Origin of the sequence: Bacillus methanolicus (assembly GCF_028888695.1) — a bacterium.
In the GTDB taxonomy this organism is placed as follows: Bacteria; Bacillota; Bacilli; order Bacillales; family Cytobacillaceae; genus Bacillus_Z; species Bacillus_Z methanolicus_B.
The window spans coordinates 1,096,858-1,117,635 of sequence record NZ_PNFF01000001.1; the positions used below are offsets into that span (position 1 = coordinate 1,096,858).

The window sequence follows — 20,778 nt, forward strand, 5'->3', positions numbered from 1 at the left end:
ATATCTTGCAAATTTCAAACTTCCTTCTTCACAAGCCTCAAATTTAATAAAATTTTGTTGTGCCTTTCTTAATGATACTCCGTTAATTATGACTTATTTAAAAACATAATAATTTCAGCTTTTCTTTTACTGTCCTCGATATTTCTTAAATCAAATGCAATTTTTTGCCCTTTCATAGAGGCTATCATCGCTTCTTTTTTGGCTCTATGAAGACTAATTTCATTTTCATTAACAACAATTATTTTATGGTCCATGCAAATCCCCCATTTATATTGAAATGACCCTTGATATCTGCCGTTTCCGACTGTTATTAATTTGATGGATTACTCTGTTTAATTCTCTCGCTTGTTGAAACACCCCAATTAACAACTCTACCGTGTGGTAACATGCTTCGGTATCAAGTGTTTCCGCTGTTGTATGTTCGTTTTGGTATCCAACTGATAGGTTTACACTTTGGATACGATGTGAAGCCCAAATTCTTGTGTCGCTGCTTCCCCCATTTGTGCACTTCCATCCTTCTAAGCCTTGGCTTTTAGCGACTTCTTCAATAAAAGTCCCGAATCTTTCATCGCAAAATGGTTCATATCCGCCGCATGATGTGACGATGTCACCGGTACCACGTCGGTCTACGACAAACGCAGCGTCTACATCCCATAGAAAATAGTCATCTATGTTTCTAGCTCCGACTAAGCCAATTTCCTCTTCCACAATGAAAATAAATTTAACTTTACCGTTAAAATGTAATGTGTGGAGACGCTGGGCAAGTTCTAGCAATATAGCCACACCAGCTCGGTCATCTGCACCTAATATGCCTTTACTGCTTGACCAAATCGATCCCTCTTTTACAATTTCTCTGTCTTCCTCAATGACATCGACTGTATCTAAATGGGCATTTAACAAAATCGTAGGGCCATGGCCAGTTCCACAAACTTTTTGGGCAAGGATATTCCCAGTTCGGTCAACAGATAGGAAATCTACATGGGGACGTAAATTTTCAATCACAAATTGGCGAATACCTTCTTCATTTCCGCTTTCTCCATTAATCGATAAACACTGTTCGAGCTGATGAAGGAATACTTGTTTTCTGATAAAATCTAACTCTTCGTTCAGCCATTCTTTTTGAATCTTGTTAAGCTTTTCGGTGATGTCGAGAAGCTTTTGGCGTGGTACTGACATTCTTACCGCACGATTTCTTGTGTAAAATTTTGATACCCCCGCCGCATGTAAAACTTTACTCACACAATCCATATCTACCCATTCAGCAAAACCGATCGTTGGCTTTTGTCGTTCATGTCCATCGCAGCAGTAAATTGTGTGAAGCCCAAGTCTGTTCAGCTGCCGTACCATTCCTGATATATATGTGTCAAGTTCTTTAACCTTTGGTTCTTCTTTCCCTGGACGAAACCAAAGTCCTTCCCTACCTCTAAATTTAAAATCCAAACAATTTAACCAATTATCTTCTGAGACTACAGGACTTAATATTGTTAATATTCCTTGTTCAAACAAATATGAAATTGAAAGTTTATCCAGGCTTTCTAACAAAAATGTCAAATTCTCTTCTGTTTCCTTCCAACAATTAAATACATTCGGACTTTCCTCTTGCGCCATAAACCCGTGACGAATGAATAAACGATTCCAATTCATCGTATCATCTCCCTTTTGTTTATGGCTTTATTATCTCAAATATGCGATGACACCCCTGTCATCGGATGTTTATGATAAATATTCTATTTCTTCATCTACGCGGTACATCACAATATATGGCATTGTCCGATCAAAGTAATAAGCTGTTTCACCCCTGTAGTTGGTTGTTTGAATGATTGGAGGAATTTCGCAGCTTCTCAATTTATTTCTTAGTCTGCTAATCGCTTTTTTAAAAGTATCTTCATTAACTACTCCCTTAACATGAGAATCGAGGAAAAAATTGTGAAAAGTGATTCGTGTAGCTGGTGAATCAACAGAACTTTTCGTCAGCAAATATCGGAGCATATCCCCTTGATATTGGCTAATGTTTACTTCGTTTTCATTATATATAAGTTTTATATTTCGATCATTAAAGTAAAGAACAATCGTATCCGAAGATCCTTCGGTGATTAGTTTTTCACACTCTTCTTTTGAACATGTTGTCGTCTCTTCTTGAGAAATCTTATAGAATGCATGCATTTCCAAGTATTTTTCATTTTCTGTTAAACTCTGATAAAGTGAGGAAAATTCATAATTCGGTAGTTCCTGATAACTTTTATATGGTAATCCAATCATTCTATCATACGAATTCTTTGCGATGTGCAAGGCACTGTTCGTTAAGTATAGGTGAGCGTTCACTATCTGTTTTTCATTGAGGCGATAATCTGTTTGATCATAAAATTTTTGATGATCTATTGACATCTGAAAATTATGTAAGGCACTCTCATAATCCTTATGTTTGTAGGATAAAAAACCAAGTCTATACGCTGCAATTGGGTTTCTGCTATCATAATTTAAGGCCTTTTTCAGACAATGGATTGCAGTTTCGTCGTCTTTTTCATACTGCATTTTAAGATACGTTCCATAATGGATTAAATTAAAAACAAGCATCTTGGTGACATTTTCAAGATAACTCTTATCCTCTTTTTTCTCTCTTACTAGTTTTCTGAGTCTGTTATACATTTCTTCATAAACTTTTATTTTACGATAGTATAAGGAATAGTCACTTTCCTCTTCCTGATCATGAAGCTCTTGTTCCAGTTCCTCCAGTTCTTCCAATGTCATATTTTTTAAACTCACTTTATGCTCCCCCTCTAGCCGGTCATAAGTGTTCGGCTGCCCTTGATATAATGCGTCATACACCAACTGTATTGCCTCTAGCGGTAGTATTTTCCTTCGACATATTTAGGCTCTATAATATTTGTTGGGGTTTAAACACACTTTCGTTTGCATAAAAAATACACGCAAACATCCAATTCCTTTATACTTGAATTGTCCAGAAACAAGTTTAAAGAATGGAGTTGCGTGTATATGAATCTTATCATGAATATTCCTGGTTTAAAAGAGGTTGTCCTGACCAAAGTGGAACAAGTTGGGGAAGTTGTACAGTTTCATGTGGAGATGGAACGAAAGATGCATCGTTGCCCCCGTTGTAACAGAAGGACAAGCCGTGTTCATGATTACCGGATCCAGAAAATCCAGCATTTGAAATGGTTTGAGCGAAAGACCCAGATTTTTTATAGACGCCGGAGATATGTATGCAGCTGCGGGAAACGTTTCTCTGAGAAAAACTCCATAGTCGAGCGCTACCAACGCACTTCCATTGAGTGGAACCAGGCCGTATCCATCCGGGCCATCAAAGGAAAGACCTTCAAGGAAACCGCTGAGAACTATGGCACTTCTGCGTCGACGGTAGTCCGTCGGTTTGACCGCTTGGCGAGCAGTGAAATCCGTGCGGTTGAGGAATTGCCGAAAATCATTGCCATTGACGAATACAAAGGCGATACGAAGGAAGGCAAATACCAATTAATCATAGCCGACGGGGTGACAAAAAAGCCATTGGATATCCTCCCCAATCGGTATAAAAAAACCATTAAGCAATACCTTCAAAAGCATGGAAGCCAGGTCCAAGTGGTCATTATGGATATGAACCAATCGTTTAAAGCAGCCGTCCAGGCAGCACTAGGCCGTCCGGTTATTATCGCAGATCGATTTCACTTCTGCCGATATATCTACTGGGCGCTTGATGCGGTGAGAAGGCGAGTCCAACAGGATTTTCACGACTATGACCGTAAAAAGTGCAAGCGAATGAAACATGTCTTCCACAAGGCCAGTGACCGCCTTACAGAAGAGGAACGCTGGTATTTAGAGCGTTATCTGGATATGTCCGAGGAGCTCAGGAAGGCATACGAACTCAAAGAGGCCTATCGAGAATGGTTTACACGTGCCAAAGAGATTGGCAGGGATCAAATTGCCGTGGTGAAAGAGGAGTTAAAAGCGTTTTACCGATTGGTTGAAGCTTCGGAAATCCCTGAGATGGAGAAAGCCATAAAGACCTTTCAAAACTGGCAGACAGAAATCCTTAACAGTTTTGTTTATGACTGTTCCAACGGATTTTTGGAAGGGATCAATAATTTAACCAAAGTACTAAAACGGAATGCCTTTGGCTTCAGAAGCTTCGAACGCTTCAGGGCTAAAATTTTATTATTACATCAGTATAAAGGAATTGGGGTTCACATTGGATAAGGGTGAGGACATAAAGTCATCACCCCAACATTTGACGGAGAACCCATATTTAACATAAGACCATCAATAGGCTTAACACCTGACTTCATAGCATAATAACTTCCAAATGATTTAGGAAGTTGAAACACAACGTCCATCCTTAATATTTACTTAGTACATCATTAGACAATATCACCCAGGTAAATGGGAACGGGTTTTTCATTTAGATAGTCTATAATATACCTTATCATCGCTTTTGGATAAAAATTGTATTGCACTAGGTTATTTAACGGAAGCCATTCTACTCCGATTTGTCCTTCATCCGGATTTATTCCGGTTTTTATTTCTTGTTGAGGGTTTTTAATATTACACAAAAATACATATTCAACCTGATGAATCATATTATCATATTGAGCAAAATCATGATTTTTTCCAATATACTCGCGTACAAAGAGCATGTCTCCTACTTCAATTTCTACTCCTAGTTCCTCCAAACATTCACGCTGAACAGTATCCCGAAGATTTTCCCCGTACTCTTGACCCCCACCTGGCAAGAAATAACACTCCCCATAAGGTTCCTTTACTTTAACGACCAATACATTATTATTTTGAATAAGTACAGCTCTTGCAGAGTTTCTAACTAACATTTTCCTCTCCCCTTATTAAGTCTATAAAATCACTGTGATTTAGTTGCATATATTAAAAATCTAGTTTACATAATGTTTCAGAACAGGATATGAAAACTATTGGAGCTGTAGTGGAGTTAATTGGAAAAGAAATTCTTCGAAATGTATGATTAATTCACACTCATTAGATAGTATTAAAGATTTTTCAATTCCCTTGCCAATTTTGAACTTCGAAGTCCTCGTTGACGAATAAAATCTTTTATTTCATCTATGCTTTGATAGGAAAGTCGAATGTGGTAGTAGTTGATATATTCAATTATTGCAAAAACATAAAGAAATACAAACCAATAAAAATCAATTGCATTAATTTTATATTGATATATCATTAACAGCAATCCTATTGCAATTAGGAAAAGGTTGAACCTTTTAAAGAAAACAAAAAGACGAAGTTGTCGATAAGGTAAATAAGAGTAACATTCTCGTTGAACTTGTCTATATTTAAGAAACCAATAAAAACTGCCTTGAAGCAAGATAAATTCCAATAAAACAAACGCATATAAAGACGGAAATGTAGTTAAGTAGGGTTCTGTCCACTCAAAAAGTTGTATATACATAATCCACAACATTGCAAAAGTAACAGCAGCAAATAATTCTCCTGTAAATAAACTTAATAACTTTCTCTTAACCTTTATTTTCATTTAACTGCCCCCCTTTTTTATAGTTTAATAATTAACATTCACAGAGTAGCGAAGAATACTTATTAAATTTCAAAAGCAATAGACTTTATTTAATTGGGGAGATTATTTTGTAATCAAATCGAAAACGCCCATTGGATTAAAGATCAGATAAATACCTAAAAAAGTTATAATAAAAATTAAAATGATTATTACTTTATTTTTCATGAGAGCCTCCGGACGATAACTAATATTTATTCTTCTATTTCTAATTAAATTTCTTTGGGAAAACATGAAATATATTTCCTGCAACTTTAATGTCTAATTAACAAATGTATCCCCTTGAAAATTGCCACCCATACAGGAAATGGTAAATCCAACTTATTATGAATATTAACTTTGTAGTCATATAAACTCAGAAGGGTTTTAAATATCGAGGAGATTTTATGAGCTGTGAATATTATTTCCTCGCCTTTACTCATAGTTATAGTATTAAATGCAAAAGTAGACTTTATATGATAGCTGTTCTGTTCATAAACTAAATTAAGTTCATTAAAAATAGATTCTTTCTTTAGGAGTGAAACATCTTTAACTCGTAATAATTCTTTTCCGTCTTGATTGTACACAATAAAGGCGTTATGAATAAAATTCTCTTTTGTAGATATTGCCTTGTATTTTTGTTTTCCAGAAAAAAATAAATATTTTCCAATCGGAAAACTCCACTTAGGCTGAAGTAATACTTCTTCGTTTGTTTGTGTTTCTCGAATATGAGTTTTAGTCAAATCCATAAATGAATCTTTAAAAATAAATTCATAAGTCATATCGTCTTCCAATCCCCTTAAACCCCATTGTTAATTTCTAATTTACTAGTAATCCGATGATCTGGAAAAAGAATCTTAAATTTCTTCACACTCCGCATTACGGAAGCTGTAACTAATTCTTCGAGCCTACATTCCTTACATATACATTTTCTTCCTTCGATACAGATAGAAAAAGACTTGCATTGAACACCAGTGATTCCTCTTCTTAGTTGGTCATAATTAAATGATGGCAACTGTTGATAAGGAGATTCAGTAATATGTAAGAAAGAAGTTTATCCGCCAGCTTCTTTGCCATATTGAAATTAAATTCCCTTAAGAAAACCAAAAATCCTCCACCGTGGGAGGATTTTTAAGCAGTTATGAGACATTGACCTATGACTCCGAAAGGAAGGGTAAAAAACTGCAGGCGGCAATCATTAAATAGTTTGTTTATGAGATTCGGAATTTGTCTTTCTTATGATAAATCGTCTGTCAATATAGAAAGCTGTCAACACTGCCACTAAACAAAGCAGCAACGGTATACCAAAAGCTTCAAGGGAAAACGGGCTGCCTTCAAGGGTTACATGGTTGGCACGGTACTCAAGTCGTTTTGCTCCATATTTAGCGGTTAGAATGTCCTCTTGTTTGGCTAAATCTTCAAGCGGCGCTTCAAATACAAATCTATCTGACGAATCACTGTGCAAGAACAGAAGCTCTTTCGCCTTGCCCTGCTCGTTCCATTGTTTTATGTCCTCCGCAGCTAAAGTTTTTGCCTGCGTTCCCGGAACGAACATTTTATCAACCTTCGGGGCATTCGACATTTGATATCTGGCGATCAGGTTAAGGTGATGTTTAGTAACAATGGGCTGTTCCGAGCTTGAAATAGTAAAGACCTTTGTCGTTCCGGAAGCAGAATACGTATCAAATATCGAAGCCAATGCCCCCTCCTCAATACCGTTATACAGCAAAACACCTGTATTTTTCTTTTTCCATTGAAATGCTAGATTTGCTATATAAACTGCTTCGCTCCGATCGATATAATAAGGGTCGATCTTTGGATTTTTGACGAAGTGGTAGGAAGGATAATGCATTTCTTTTGCAATTTTTTTTGCCATAGGTTCGCCTAATTTTTGTGAGATCACATAGAGGACGGCATCGATTCCTGATGTTAGGCCAGCCGAAGCCACGATGTTACCGTCATGGACATACCGTAGATCCCTTTTCCAGTCAGTATCAAGATATTTCTTTTTCGTCTTATCGAAATACTGCCAGTGTATGGTTGCAGATTTCCCTTTCAATAAACCGGTGTCGGCAAGATTCGCTGCCCCGCCACAAATACTTAACAAAGTGGTATCTTTATGTTTTTGTATCCATTCCCGAACAGGTTGATATTTCTTTTTGTCAATCATAGGCATGTAAGGGATCACGATAATGTCGGGACTTTTTTCTAATAAACGATCCATTTCTTTAAAGGAGTAGTGCGGTAATAAGTCGAGACCTCCAGTTATTGACTTCACCTTATTGTCCGGAGCAACCGCAAATACATTAAACGCACCTGTCATAGCGAACATTTCGTACGGAACCATAAAATCAAATACTTCCGTGGTTGGATTTGATAACAGGACAGCCACTGTAGGTTTATTCGGGTCATAATCGGGTATTTCCACTTTTTGCAAAGAGGGAACGGGCTGATCGCGAACGGAGAACCAATAATCCCTCTGAGAACGGCCGAATCCGATTAATCCGATTCCCCCTACAAATAAAACTAAAATACCTGCATAAACAACGACACGCAACAATAACCTTTTCATTCTTCATTCCTCCTAAAAAAATTTGTGATTTTCCTTGCCACATGTATACTATAAATCTGCTTTATGAACTCAATATGAACGGAATAGATAATTTAAAAAAATAAAAAAAACCGCCAGTGGCGGAATTTAAGTTCTTTATTTTGCATGCTTCCATCACTTTGGCAGTTTAACAGTAAAAGTTGCACCTTCCCCCAGTCGTCCGGAAACTTGGATAGTGCCATTATGAATTTCTACAATTTTTTTGACGATCGATAAACCGAGTCCATTTCCCTTCACAATACTGTTGCGAGATTTGTCAACTTTATAAAATGGCGTAAAAATATCTTCCTGTTCCTCTTCCGGTATCCCGGGACCATTATCTGTTATGGAAACGACATTCTGATCTTCTTTCACCGCTGCTTCTATATAAATCTTACCGTGCTCCGGAGTGAATTTTATGCTATTACTTAGTAAATTGATCCATACCTGATAGAGCTGGTCTTCATCCGCTTGAATAGTCATTGCCTCAAGCTTAAGGTCAATTTCTATTTCTTTCGCTGCCCATTGAGGCTCCAACGCAATGACAACTTTCCGCAATTGTTCATCCAATCGATAACTGCTAACCTTCAACGGATGTGTCTCTTGTTGTAAAAAGGATAGCCGCAGCAAATTTCCACTTAACCGCGATAACCTCTCGCTCTCTTCCTCAATGATGGTTAAATAATGGAGGCGGCTTTCCTCACTCATTTTTTTCTGTTTTAACGCCTTCGTAAATCCTGAAATGGAGGTTAAAGGTGATTGAATTTCATGAGAGACGTTAGAAACGAAATCTTGCCGCATCCGATCCAGCTTAGCCAGCTCTTTCGCCATCTCGTTAAAGCTAACGGTTAAAAGACCAATTTCATCCTTTCGTTTTGTATGAAGATCAAAATCGAATTTTCCTTTCGCCATACTCTTGGTTGCATCCGTCAATCGAAGAATCGGTTTTACGAAATAGCGTGCAGCAACTAAAATCAGCAAACTGCCGAAAAACAAAATAATGACGTACATGACATGAATGGAGTTCATGATTTCTTCCTCGACACTATTTTTCTCCACCGTAAGAAATAAAGCGTAAGGCTCCCCGTCTACATGAAATGGAAGTCCGACTATAGGAGGGTAAGCCTCCCTTTTATCAATATCTCGAGCGATTTCACCGGAAAGCACGGTCTTTATAGTAATAGGATCAACCTGTATTTCCCCATTCTTATCATCAAGGAGAGGCTTACCATCCTTATCATAAAGTTGGAGAAGGTTACCGGAAAGGCCGGAGAAGTTTTGCATAAACGGTATCAAATTAGCTGAAGGTGGAGACTCATAGGTTTGGATGAATTTTTTACCATTCGAAATTAGAATTTCTTCTACCAAATTTGTAATTCTTTCTTGATACAACAGGGAAGTAAGTATAAATGAAGTGAACAGACTCAACATGACGATGCCAACGAATATTAATACAACACGGGTATATAGTGACTTAATCCCGATACACCTCCAATCGGTAACCGAGGCCGCGGATAGTTACAATCCGGAAGTCAGACTCAAATTCAGCAAACCGTTCTCTAAGCCGTTTGATATGAACATCGACGGTCCTCTCGTCTCCTTCATAATCTATGCCCCATATTTGTTCAATTAGATTGTCCCGGGTAAACAACTGTCCGGCGTAGCTGCCCAGTTTGAAAAGTAATTCGAATTCTTTCATCGGGATCGTGATCGTTTTACCGTCTTTATATACAACCTGATAACTTTTGCGATCTAATGAAATGTCTCCAAGCTTAATCACATTGGAAGCAGCAATTCGATACCGCTTTAGTAAAGCTTTTACCCTTAGAACCAGTTCAACCGGGTCGAACGGCTTCACCAAATAATCATCCGTTCCTAGCTTAAATCCTTTAATTCGATCGCCTGTCTCCCCCTTCGCGGTTATCATTAAAATTGGAATGTCTCCAAGTTCGCGGAGCTTCTTATATAAAACCCAGCCATCCAATTTCGGCATCATAATGTCCAAAATGACGAGATCAACTCTGTCATTCTCCACATAATCCAGCGCATCCGCTCCATTGGATTTCTCGACAACATCCAAACCTTCATCTTCCAAATACAAACGAACCAGCTCACGGATGTGAGCTTCATCATCTACCACTAGTATCTTTGGCAAACTGAATTCTCCCCTTTTACTTATGGTCGAACACAATCTAATTATTACATAACTTTTCCAATACTTTAATCTGATTATTAAAAATATATAATATTAATCTTATATCCTGTGGTTACTATAAATTAGCTTTGTGAACTCAGTATGAATTGAATCGATTTTAAAAAAAGAAAAACCATTAAGAGGAAACAATTATCCGATTGTTCTTGTGTTAATTAAACAATTCTGTCTCGTTACCCAACCAGAAATTCACAATGCTTGAAAATAAGCTGTATACTTATAGAATTTAAATCTTTGTTTATTTTCTTGGTACCCAAAATAAAAAAAGACATGCCATTTTCTTGGACATGTCGTTCAAAGCTTATATAGCCGTTCTAATTGAATTTATTCAATCCAGTGTATGTCATGTTTTTTACACCAATCAATTGCTATTTCTTTGTACCGTCCTTCACGAAAGACATACCACTTTTCTTCAAATCCTAAACGATAAATATGCTCCTTAAACCTTCTAAAGGCACCTCTGCCTTGAATAGCGTTTAATAATATTTTCTTATTTCTCTCATCATTAATTGTAAAGCAAAAATCCACCATCATATCATATTCATTGATATCATATTTTGTGGGGAGTCGTTTGTAATCTTCATAGTTTTCAATGACATCTATAGCAACTTTCATAGCCTCTTGATGCCATTCCGGCAAATGTTCAAAAGAATCATCATCCTCAGCAGCCCGAAGGTCTTCCTCGGATACTGAAACTATTTCTCCAGTCTTTACATTTAAGTATGTATTCATACCGTCGAAATGCATTTCCATGCCATCCATTATTTCTTGTAGTTTAACTTTTTTCGCCATGCTTATTTACCCTTTCTAATTCGCCATTTTAATAAAATTGGTAAGTAAGGCATTCTTCATAAGAAAACACAAATACTTGCCAAGAATAAAGGGGAACCAAAAAAACCTATTATGCCTGGCAGTTGACATAATAGGTCAAATATTTATTATTTGAAAATAGCCTGCCTTTAATCAGGGAACTTGTCCAATCAAACGCAATGCCTTTGGATGCGCTCATATTTGTAAAAATACTTTTTTCGATTGCTTTTTGTGACTGAGTTTAATTCTATACACTTTATTCAACTTTCAAAACCCAGCCAAATGGATCAGGCTGTGTTCCATTTTGTATACCGGTTAATGAATCGTACAATTTTTTAGATAATGGACCAGTTTCACCGTTATTAATGACAAGCTTTTCGTTTCTCCAGAAGAATTCACCAATCGGTGAAATGACGGCAGCTGTTCCTGTCCCAAAGGCTTCCTCTAACAACCCGTCATTATAAGCTTGATGAATTTCATAAATTGATATTTTACGTTCCACAACTGGTACATTCCAATATTTTAAAAGTTGAATGACTGAATTTCTTGTAACACCTTCTAAAATACTTCCATTTAATGCCGGAGTAATGACTTCTCCATTTATTTTAAAGAAGATATTCATACTGCCTACTTCTTCAATGTACGTATTTTCTTTCCCGTCCAACCATAAAACTTGAGAATAACCAGCTTTGCTGGATTCTTCTTGTGCTTTTAGACTGGCAGCATAATTACCGGCCGTTTTGGCATTCCCCGTTCCACCTGCTACGGCACGTACATATTGACTTTCTACAGCAATTTTAACAGGATTCATTCCTTCTTTATAATAAGCACCTACCGGCGATAAAATAATCATGAATTGATATCTCTTTGAGGGTGCAACACCAAGGTATGGTTCGGTTGCAATGATGAACGGACGAATATAAAGGGAAGTGCCCTCTAATGTGGGAATCCAATCCCTGTCAATGGTAATCAATTGTTTTAGAGCATATAAAGCTAAATCTTCATCGATTTGCGGGATACATAACCTGGCATTTGAACGATTTAACCTTTTCATATTTTGATCTGGTCTAAATAATAGAATTTCTTCATCTTTTGTAAGATAAGCTTTTAACCCCTCAAAAACAGTTTGACCATAATGAAAGACCATGGCAGCAGGATCTAAGGTGATTGGTTGATAAGGAACGATCCGGGGGTCATGCCAGCCTTTTCCTTCCGTATAATCCATAATAAACATATGATCTGTAAAATTCTTTCCAAACTCAAGACGGTCAAATGGAGGTATTGGCTTTCTTTTTGTTGTTAGGTTAATTTCAATTTTATAATCTTTCATGATTCTTTCTCCCTGTCTATCAATAATTTTTCTTATAAAATTTATTATCTACCTATAAAAAATAGATAAATCTTTTTAAATATTATAAAAATAAATGATAGACATAACAACCATATTATTCAAAAATAATTAATTTTTATTTTAGTGCGAAAATATATTATACAGTTAGAGTAAAAAATCCCGAAACACGGCAAAGTGTTACGGGATGATAGATTATCTTTTATAATAGGTTAGCCTTATAATTATTCATGAAGACAATCCTTGCATTTTAATATCAAACCGGACATGGAATGAACCAAGTATCCTTGAAATATAAGAAAAAACAAACTGAACTCAAAATATACGTTTGCATATATAAACAATTTATTGTATATTTATAAAAAATATTGGTTACGAGGAGATAATGATGCAAATCTATAATGCAGTTACAAGCGATGTTAAAGATATCCACGATTTAATTCAACTATATTCTAATAAAGGATTAGTTTTACCTCGTTCGTTCTTATCAATATATCAGCATTTACAGTGTATGTATGTTGTAAAAGATCAAAATAAAATCGTTGGAGTTGCTGGATTACATGTTTTGGGCCATGATCTTGCAGAGGTACGTTCATTAGTTGTATCACCGGAACATGTGGGTCGAGGCATTGGTCGCATGCTAGTAAACCATATAATAAATGAAGCATCCAGACTTGGAGTTAAAAGATTAATATCTTTTACTTATCAAGTTAAATTTTTTGAAAAATGTGGATTTGAAATTGTTGAAAAAGAAACTTTACCTGAAAAAGTATGGGTTGATTGTATGCATTGCCCCAAATTTGATTGTTGTGATGAAACCGCAATGGTTAAATATATTGATTAGATCCAGATTATCTTCACTATGCCATAGATAAAAATAAAGAACTCAAGACAAGTAAAAATGCACCATTAAAAGCAAAAAACTTATACTCACTCTAGTAAACATTTTATCCAACACACCCTTTTCTTCTTCGTTACACTCTAAAAGTAGCATAAATTTATTAAACGATTGATAATGGTTTATAAATATTGAGTTAATAAATCTTTTTAAAGAAGTTAAGAAAGCATTTCTAATAAATACCATACTCTAATTAGTTATGCAGTATATTATGTAAACTAAAAACAAAAGAAAACATAACTCTCTTTCTCCCCTCAAGTTCGCATGGCAACACATATCTGGAAGAACTTATTTTCGCAAGTTCCTTATAAAAGTCAGCCGCTAAGAAATAAGAAAGTTATACAAAAGATCAGAGCCGCCTACATCTATCGTAGACAGCTCATTTATTACGGGCCTATTCTGTTATTCAATTGGAAAATCACGTTGGAAATGAACTTTGCCGTTTTCATCACGAATTTCGACTGTCATTTGTTTTCGACCCGGATCAATCTTGATTACACCAAAGTTAAAGAACCCACCTTCAGCATACAGTCGCTCCGGCCCAAATGTAGGATCAAGTGTCGACGGCTGACCCATACCTGCCCCAATCGGTCCGCTTACCAGTTCGCGATAATCAACCGTACCGTTATGGTCAGGATCATACTGGATAATATCAGCAAAATGAACATCAGCAGTGACAAAATTCACGTTCTTAATTTTATTCTCCGTAATGAATGTTGAAATCTTCGCAAATTCATGTTCATACCCTGTTTTATCGATCGGATTGATGTTGTCGCCATTCGCCCATCCATCTCGTGCATTCGGCTTCCCTGTCGGAATGGAAATCGGTACCGAAGAAGCAACAAGTTTCACTTGGGCATCTGAATTCAAAAGTTCTTTTTTCAACCATTCAAGCTGCTTTTGACCAAGCATGGTTTTGTCCTGCCCATCTGGTTTCGTATTTGGATCACGGTAACTACGATTATTTAAAATGAATAAATCAAGTGTTTCGCCCCATGAAAACTTATGATAAAGCTTTCCGGAAGAACTCCGCTCTTTCAACATTGGCCAATAATCCGTAAAAGCTTGAAACCCTGTTGAGGTAAGCGGCTCAAATGGTCCGGAAAAGTCATTCATTACCTCATGGTCATCCCAGATCGCATATATACTTGTCGATTGAAGTAACTTTCTTAAGTCTGGGTCGGTGCGATTTTCTTTATATTTTGCCCAGAAATCTTCAATGGTTTTCGATGGCGGATTTGGTACAGCAGGAGTAGCATTATCAGCGTAAATCGTATCCCCGCTAAATAAGAAGAAATCCGGTTTCAAATCGGCCATCGCAGAAAAAGCTTTGAATGGCGGAATTTTGCCTTGGCCGCCTGTGTCGCCGCCCCAAACAATCGTTAACGGCTTCATTTCATTTTCAGCCGGAGCTGTTTTAAAGCTTCCGTACACCTGATGGGATCCCGGAAGAGCGTGAACACGGTAGTAATAAATCGTATTCGGTTTCAATCCAGTAACTTTTACTTGTGCGGTCAAATCATGTTTGGAAGTTGCTTTTTCGGTTTTCATGATGGCTTTTTTAAACGAAGCATCTTCGGAAACTTCAAATCGTACATTTGCGGACTGGCTTGTCCTGGCCCATAATACAGCGGATGTATCCGTTACTTCGCCGCTGGCCGCCCCGTGAGAAATGTACGGTTTCTTGTTCAACTCTACCAATCGATCAGGATAATTCGTAAACATCCCATCAACACCAAGAGATAATTGCTCGACCATTTCATCCTGTGTATTCACGGTATACGGATGAACGATCATATGACGTTCATGGGCCTCCTGCATAAATGCCGGGGAGACGAGCGATTTATCCGGTCCTACACCTTCCGCATATTCCGCAGCCCGGTTAAAGACATCATCAAGATTTAGACCTTGAATCATCTTTGGAGTATAAAGCTGGATAAGTGAAATATCCTCAGGAACGATGGCCTGCAATTTTCGTAAGCTCGCTTCACTGAATGATTGGAAAATGACTTTGTCTTTTTTCAAGTAACCGTTCTTCTTCAAAATTTCAACAAGTTTTTCTTCCATGCCCGGGTAAACATCAGGTGCCTTCGTTTCTATGTAAAGAGCAGCTTTTTTATCTTTCTTTTTGATAAAATCGATCGCTTCCTGAAGGGTTGGAATTTTCTCTGCGGCATATTGTTTTTTCGCATATTCTGGGTAAGTAGTGTTAAACCAAGAACCGGCATCCAACTTCTTAATTTCGGCAAGAGTGAAGTCTTTTACCCGCCAAGGGGCACTGTCGGGAAATACTTCTTCCACATTCGTCGTTCTTGCAAGCGTGGAATCGTGAATGGCAATTAACTCACCATCTTTTGTCATATGCAAATCCAGTTCGACATAATCTGCTTTCATTTGGATTGCCTTTTCATATGCTGCCAGCGTATGTTCAGGTGCATAACCTGAAGCACCGCGGTGGGCGATGACATCAACATGATCAACAATCGGTTTCAGCATAGATTGCTGTTTAACCTGTTTATCATCTGCCAATGCTTCCGGAGCGAAACTTACGAGTAATCCTAACGAAAGTGAAAGGGATAAACCAATCATTCCTGTCTTTTTCACAGCGATCTCACTCTCCTCCAAATTTTGGTGATTTCTTTCCCCTTCATCGTAAAAAATAGATTTGAAGAGAATATTAAAAATGATTTGAAAATTGGTTAAAAAAAATAGGAAAAATAGAGGATCGCAATTTGTAGGACGATATGAGGAGATGTTAAATTTATCTATTTAGTAGGAAACCGCCAAATCATCATGATTAGGCGGTTTTTCTTGACATTACAAGATATCTTTTATGATTTCCTTTTTCCATTTAAGAACGAAGATTACTGCACTACCTGCTAAAATAAACACTAACATAATGGGCAGAAAATGTTTTGGCAGAAATAGATTGGTTATATCCTGTACCAAATAACTTATTCCTATTCCAAATAGGACAAATGCCAACGGAATTTGCACCCCAATATTGGACATGTAATTTGGCGCTAAGCTTGAAATGAATGCAACAAGGAAAAGTAATGCAATTCCAAGCACATACATGCTGATTACCGTTAAAATGATATATTGCAAAAACGTCAAATCGTACCACGATATAAACTCATTAAATAAGGAGCTAATTTCTATTGGTAAGAATATAGCCGTTTCATTTCCTCGATAAAGGCAGAAAAAACATGCCAACTGAACCGTGATTACGGCTATTACCGCGATAAGAGCTGCGATAAATTTTTTAAAGAAAAGATTTCGCCCGATCTTCGAGCTATATTGTAAAAGAATCATATTGTTTTTGCGGTCTGTCAAATACAAAGGAGTGGCAATGATCATCACACTAAAAACACTAAAATTGCTACACGTCCTGCTAAATTATTATAGTTTTCGTAGACCAGCCAGGGAAGAATAGCCGTTGCAGATCCGCTTTCCAGTAATTCGTTAACACGTTTTAACTCTCCGTCGTATAACGGCCTCATACTAATAGCATGTCCAATTCGCTCGGGATGTTCGTAGTTTTCAATAAAAGTTTCTCTAGCTTGTAATTCCCAAAAAACATCAACTCCATCCTCAAAGATCACTTTACTATGTAGACGATTAAGCTTTTTATCATCCAGATCTGCATTTCGAAACTTTTCATACGTATCCAATCCAGCTTTTACTAAATCCTCATTAGATTGCAAATACGCTGTTGCTTCTACTACTTTTTGATCGTAAGTTTTTTTAAAATGCTCGAATTCTTCTTCATCCAGAAATTTTCCATACTCTTTAATCATCTCTTGTGCAACTAAAAATTCATCATTTGCAGGCCTTCCATTAGGAAAATGCTTAAAATCAAAAATGATGAACAGCTGATAAAAGACAACACTGACAATTAAAAGAAGTACAATGACTTTCAGCGTAAGAATTTTCTTTAATTCGTTCCAGATGATTTTCATTTTATCGCTTCCTAACTATAGATTTTGATGATAAAAACGTTTTATGCAAAGAAATGTAGTCAACATGAAAAGAGGCAGCCATATCCCTAATGTTATGAGTTCATAGTACTGAAAAGTGGTAAATGCACCGCTTTCCATCCACCATTTCTTTGACCCTAACATCAGTACAAATGGAGTAAAATGAGCGTAAAAAATCGTGTTGCTGTCTAATGGCATTTTTCCTGGAAGCAAAATTCCCGCTCCCAATAAGACACCAAAAATAATAAACACAACATAGCTGTTGCGAATCCACATGGAAAGTACAAAAGTTATGAGTGTGAATAAGATTTGGCAAATGAGTAATAACAGACAGCCTAATAAAAAGTATTCAATAAAGGTAAAATTCCACCAGCTAATAAACGGAGCGTTATTTGGCTCTATTAGAAATCCCGTACTAATTGGTACCTTCCACAAGCGCGAATAATCAAAGACGAGAAAATATACAACAAATGTACCAAAGAGTAAGAATGCGGTAACCATAACTGAAGCAAATAAGGATGCAGCTAACTTGTCCCACATCAGCTTTCTTCCCCGTTTGGTGGAGTAGGTTAATAGGTATGTGTGTTGATCATATTCATAGTTCACCAGAAATGCTGTAAACAATACAACGAGAAGCATTGCTTGAAAGATAATATAACGAAATAGTGTTTTGAACAAAAAGGAATGCGTTTCGAACATCTTACCAAGAAAGAAGAGGTGAAGATGCTCCTTATTCTTTTTTATTTCCTCGAGCCGCGGTTCTAATGATTTATATTGCTCTCTCACAGTTTCAGCAGCTTCTCCACTTAGTCCATACATCTTAATTTGGGCTTCTGCAGCTTCCAAAAGGTCCATGTTTTCATACTGCTTTACGATATCCTCAGCAGTTAATAAGTAAGACTCTTTCACCATTAAATCAACGATACGTTCTAGCTCTGCTTCGGTAAAAACACCTGATTCTATTGCAGGATAATAATTTTCCGGCTCAAAAAATTCAGAAGCTGATTCATAAGTTTTGCCTGTTTTCTTTTCTGCAAGCCTGTTCCAGCTTGCCAGCTCCTTCTCATAAGAATTTTTTAAATTCTTTCGCCCCTTCTCATCCATTAAGGTCCCATTATCATCGATAATCCGATTGATGCGGCTCATATCTTCTCTCATTGGGGCATGCTGATAGATAATAAAAATATTAAAAGCTGTAAATAAGATCAATAGAGTTATAACAATGGGAGAAGTAATTATCTTTTTTAACTCTAGTCGCTTTATCATGTTCGCTTACTCCTGTTTTAGTGCTTCATCTTGATAGACATATAGAAAAACATCTTCTAAATTAGGATGAACGGGTCTCCACTCCGGTTTTGCAGCATCTTTCGTTAAGAACCGCACGTGCATCTTCCCGTTTTCTTGCTTCTCAGATAGGGAAAGATAATTTTTTCTAAACGTTGCTGCATCATGAAACTCCACTTCCGTTTCGTATACGAACCCTTCTATCTTTTTACAAATGTTCGAAACTGTATCTTTGTATAGTACTTTTTTGTCTTTAATCATAACAATTTCATTCGCGATGGACTCTACATCTGAGACGATATGGGTGGATAAAATAACGATTCTGTCTCTCGCTAAATCGGATATCAAGTTACGAAAACGAACTCTTTCCTTCGGATCAAGGCCTGCGGTTGGCTCATCTAAAATGAGTATTTTCGGATCATTTAACATTGCTTGAGCGATCCCTACACGCTGAATCATTCCGCCTGAGAATTTTTTCATTTTTTTGTTCGCAACATGCTCTAACCCAACCAGCTTTAACATCTCTTGCACCCTGTCTAGAGCTACTTTTCGGTCCATCCCCTTAAGAGCAGCAAGATATAGTAAATATGAGGTCGGGCTGTAATTTTTGTAGTAGCCGAACTCTTGGGGAAGATAACCTAGAATTTCACGATACTTTTCGTCCAGCTTGATAATATCCATTCCCTCATACAAAATGGTGCCGCTCGTCGGAAACAACAAGGTCGTTAACATCTTAATGAGTGTAGTTTTCCCTGCCCCATTCGGTGCGAGCAATCCATATACACCATGATGAAATTCTAGATTAATGTCTTTAAGCGCAACAAATTTACCATAATTTTTCGTAACATTTTGAACGGTTAACATTTACAGGACTCCTTCTATATTTCGAAATGTAATGAATTTTTTTAAGCGAAATAAATACACAAACAAGCAGCCAAGTGATACTACAACATATAAATAAATGGGAATCTGACTTAATACGAATGTGTAAAACTCTAAGCTATATACAGCTGGAATAAAGTTAATCAACAACCATCCTGCAATCATGACATAGCTTGCAAATCTCGATTTAAACTTTTGCAACACATATAAATAGATAGTTGCAAAAACACTTAAAGAACTAATGGAAATTAATAAAGCTTCAAATAATTTAAAAGAATGAATAATCATGGACAGGAAAATGATCAAACAGATATTTATAAGTACTGACACGATACTAAAAACAAGCATGCGAAAAGCAGCCAATTGGAAAACATGATATTTACACGTCATTTCTACTTCAAAGGTACTTTTTCTGCTTACATTTACTAGAAATAGTGTCGCTATCAGGATGTAAAGGATTGGCGAAAGAATAAAAATAAAAGAATACATTTTACTTACTTGCATCTCATTTTCAATCGCTTGAAACGACCCAAATAGAAAGACACTTACAGCCAGCAGCACTACAAATATCAATTCTGTCGCATCACGAAAAAGATAGCGGAACCCCAGTTGTTGATACATTTCTCTTAAATACTCTGGAAACGACTTCGGTTTTGTCACCCCCTTTGAAATAATCAATTCTATCTGTGATTTAATCGTTTGTTCATCAGGATAGTCGATGGTCAATTTTTCTTTTTTCATCCCATTCCGCCTCCATTTTAAGCTTCAACTTTTTGATTGTGGCATAATACTTCGTTTTCACAGAGGACTCTGGTAAATCCAACGTTTTGGCAATTTCCGAAAACGTATTTTCGGTAAAAAGTTTTAATCGAACGATCTGCTTCTATAACCTCCAACTCTTCTATGGAATCCGAGATTCGGTCATACTTGTAGTATTTGGAGCGATAGTAATCTACCACGCGATAGGTCGCAATTTTATAGAGCCAAGTCTTAAATGATGATTTTTTTCATCAAAATTCTGGATGGATTGCAGCATACTGATGAAAATTTCCTGCGTTAAATCCATCGATAATTCTTTATTTAGGGTTTGTTTATATACAAAGGCGTAAATAGATTGATAGTAAAAGGAAACAAGCTCATTGACTGCCTTTTCGTCTGATTTCTTTTGGATCAACTTGATCCATTTTTTCTCTTTATTCATCTTTTTTGTCCACTTCCAGCCTGGAATCATTGCTTTCATTATTATA

At 36.8% G+C, this 20,778-nt stretch carries 20 protein-coding genes; 2 read left to right on the forward strand and 18 right to left on the reverse strand.

The window, feature by feature from the left end:
* Window positions 1–86: 86 nt before the first annotated feature.
* From C0966_RS05470 to C0966_RS05480, 3 genes are all read right to left on the reverse strand, one after another.
* Complete coding sequence (locus C0966_RS05470) at window positions 87–254, reverse strand: hypothetical protein (protein ID WP_274854168.1); 168 nt, start codon at window positions 252–254, stop codon at window positions 87–89.
* A 13-nt stretch (window positions 255–267) separates the two neighbouring features.
* Window positions 268–1,644 carry a M20/M25/M40 family metallo-hydrolase gene (locus tag C0966_RS05475; RefSeq protein ID WP_274854169.1) on the reverse strand — a complete coding sequence of 459 codons (1,377 nt, stop codon included), beginning with the start codon at window positions 1,642–1,644 and terminating at the stop codon, window positions 268–270.
* Window positions 1,645–1,713: 69 nt separating this feature from the next.
* Window positions 1,714–2,763 (reverse strand): tetratricopeptide repeat protein, encoded by a 1,050-nt coding sequence (locus tag C0966_RS05480; protein WP_274854171.1) that lies wholly within the window; start codon window positions 2,761–2,763, stop codon window positions 1,714–1,716.
* 231 nt (window positions 2,764–2,994) lie between these two features.
* Here C0966_RS05480 and C0966_RS05485 point away from each other — a divergent pair, with 231 nt between their 5' ends.
* Window positions 2,995–4,209: an ISL3 family transposase gene (locus tag C0966_RS05485; RefSeq protein ID WP_425535919.1), complete on the forward strand. Its 1,215-nt coding sequence runs from the start codon at window positions 2,995–2,997 to the stop codon at window positions 4,207–4,209.
* Window positions 4,210–4,370: 161 nt separating this feature from the next.
* Here C0966_RS05485 and C0966_RS05490 read toward each other — a convergent pair whose 3' ends face one another.
* From C0966_RS05490 to C0966_RS05525, 8 genes are all read right to left on the reverse strand, one after another.
* The gene (locus C0966_RS05490; RefSeq protein WP_274854173.1) at window positions 4,371–4,835 is read right to left on the reverse strand and encodes an NUDIX domain-containing protein; all 465 of its coding nucleotides are present in this window, start codon (window positions 4,833–4,835) and stop codon (window positions 4,371–4,373) included.
* 173 nt (window positions 4,836–5,008) lie between these two features.
* Complete coding sequence (locus C0966_RS05495) at window positions 5,009–5,512, reverse strand: hypothetical protein (RefSeq protein WP_274854175.1); 504 nt, start codon at window positions 5,510–5,512, stop codon at window positions 5,009–5,011.
* Between the two features lie 290 nt (window positions 5,513–5,802).
* Window positions 5,803–6,321 (reverse strand): hypothetical protein, encoded by a 519-nt coding sequence (locus C0966_RS05500; protein WP_274854176.1) that lies wholly within the window; start codon window positions 6,319–6,321, stop codon window positions 5,803–5,805.
* A gap of 404 nt (window positions 6,322–6,725) precedes the next feature.
* A complete protein-coding gene (locus C0966_RS05505; RefSeq protein WP_274854177.1) occupies window positions 6,726–8,099 on the reverse strand; it encodes a DJ-1/PfpI family protein in 1,374 nt (457 codons plus the stop codon).
* Window positions 8,100–8,252: 153 nt separating this feature from the next.
* Entirely contained in the window at window positions 8,253–9,485 is a 1,233-nt protein-coding gene (locus tag C0966_RS05510) for a sensor histidine kinase (protein ID WP_274854178.1), read from the reverse strand.
* A 106-nt stretch (window positions 9,486–9,591) separates the two neighbouring features.
* The gene (locus tag C0966_RS05515; protein WP_274854179.1) at window positions 9,592–10,272 is read right to left on the reverse strand and encodes a response regulator transcription factor; all 681 of its coding nucleotides are present in this window, start codon (window positions 10,270–10,272) and stop codon (window positions 9,592–9,594) included.
* Window positions 10,273–10,653: 381 nt separating this feature from the next.
* Window positions 10,654–11,121, reverse strand: a complete 468-nt coding sequence (locus C0966_RS05520; RefSeq protein ID WP_274854180.1) for a UPF0158 family protein — start codon at window positions 11,119–11,121, stop codon at window positions 10,654–10,656.
* Between the two features lie 274 nt (window positions 11,122–11,395).
* A complete protein-coding gene (locus C0966_RS05525) occupies window positions 11,396–12,469 on the reverse strand; it encodes a branched-chain amino acid aminotransferase (protein ID WP_274854181.1) in 1,074 nt (357 codons plus the stop codon).
* 406 nt (window positions 12,470–12,875) lie between these two features.
* On the opposite strand from C0966_RS05525, the gene C0966_RS05530 reads away from it, so the two are divergent.
* On the forward strand, window positions 12,876–13,331 hold the full coding sequence (locus tag C0966_RS05530) for an N-acetyltransferase (RefSeq protein WP_274854183.1): 456 nt from the start codon (window positions 12,876–12,878) through the stop codon (window positions 13,329–13,331).
* 456 nt (window positions 13,332–13,787) lie between these two features.
* Here C0966_RS05530 and C0966_RS05535 read toward each other — a convergent pair whose 3' ends face one another.
* The 7 genes from C0966_RS05535 to C0966_RS05565 all read right to left on the reverse strand — a co-directional run bounded on the left by C0966_RS05535 (window position 13,788) and on the right by C0966_RS05565 (window position 20,732).
* Complete coding sequence (locus C0966_RS05535; protein WP_274854184.1) at window positions 13,788–15,989, reverse strand: alkaline phosphatase D family protein; 2,202 nt, start codon at window positions 15,987–15,989, stop codon at window positions 13,788–13,790.
* 213 nt (window positions 15,990–16,202) lie between these two features.
* Window positions 16,203–16,748, reverse strand: coding sequence for a hypothetical protein (locus C0966_RS05540; protein ID WP_274854185.1), 546 nt, complete (start codon window positions 16,746–16,748; stop codon window positions 16,203–16,205).
* Complete coding sequence (locus tag C0966_RS05545; protein ID WP_274854186.1) at window positions 16,745–17,347, reverse strand: hypothetical protein; 603 nt, start codon at window positions 17,345–17,347, stop codon at window positions 16,745–16,747. Before C0966_RS05545 ends, C0966_RS05540 begins: the two co-directional genes overlap by 4 nt.
* 15 nt (window positions 17,348–17,362) lie before the next feature.
* A complete protein-coding gene (locus C0966_RS05550) occupies window positions 17,363–18,631 on the reverse strand; it encodes a hypothetical protein (protein ID WP_274854187.1) in 1,269 nt (422 codons plus the stop codon).
* 6 nt (window positions 18,632–18,637) lie between these two features.
* Complete coding sequence (locus C0966_RS05555; protein WP_274854188.1) at window positions 18,638–19,513, reverse strand: ABC transporter ATP-binding protein; 876 nt, start codon at window positions 19,511–19,513, stop codon at window positions 18,638–18,640.
* The gene (locus tag C0966_RS05560; RefSeq protein ID WP_274854189.1) at window positions 19,514–20,272 is read right to left on the reverse strand and encodes a hypothetical protein; all 759 of its coding nucleotides are present in this window, start codon (window positions 20,270–20,272) and stop codon (window positions 19,514–19,516) included.
* 211 nt (window positions 20,273–20,483) lie between these two features.
* Window positions 20,484–20,732 (reverse strand): RNA polymerase sigma factor, encoded by a 249-nt coding sequence (locus tag C0966_RS05565; protein ID WP_274854191.1) that lies wholly within the window; start codon window positions 20,730–20,732, stop codon window positions 20,484–20,486.
* Between the last annotated feature and the right edge of the window lie 46 nt (window positions 20,733–20,778).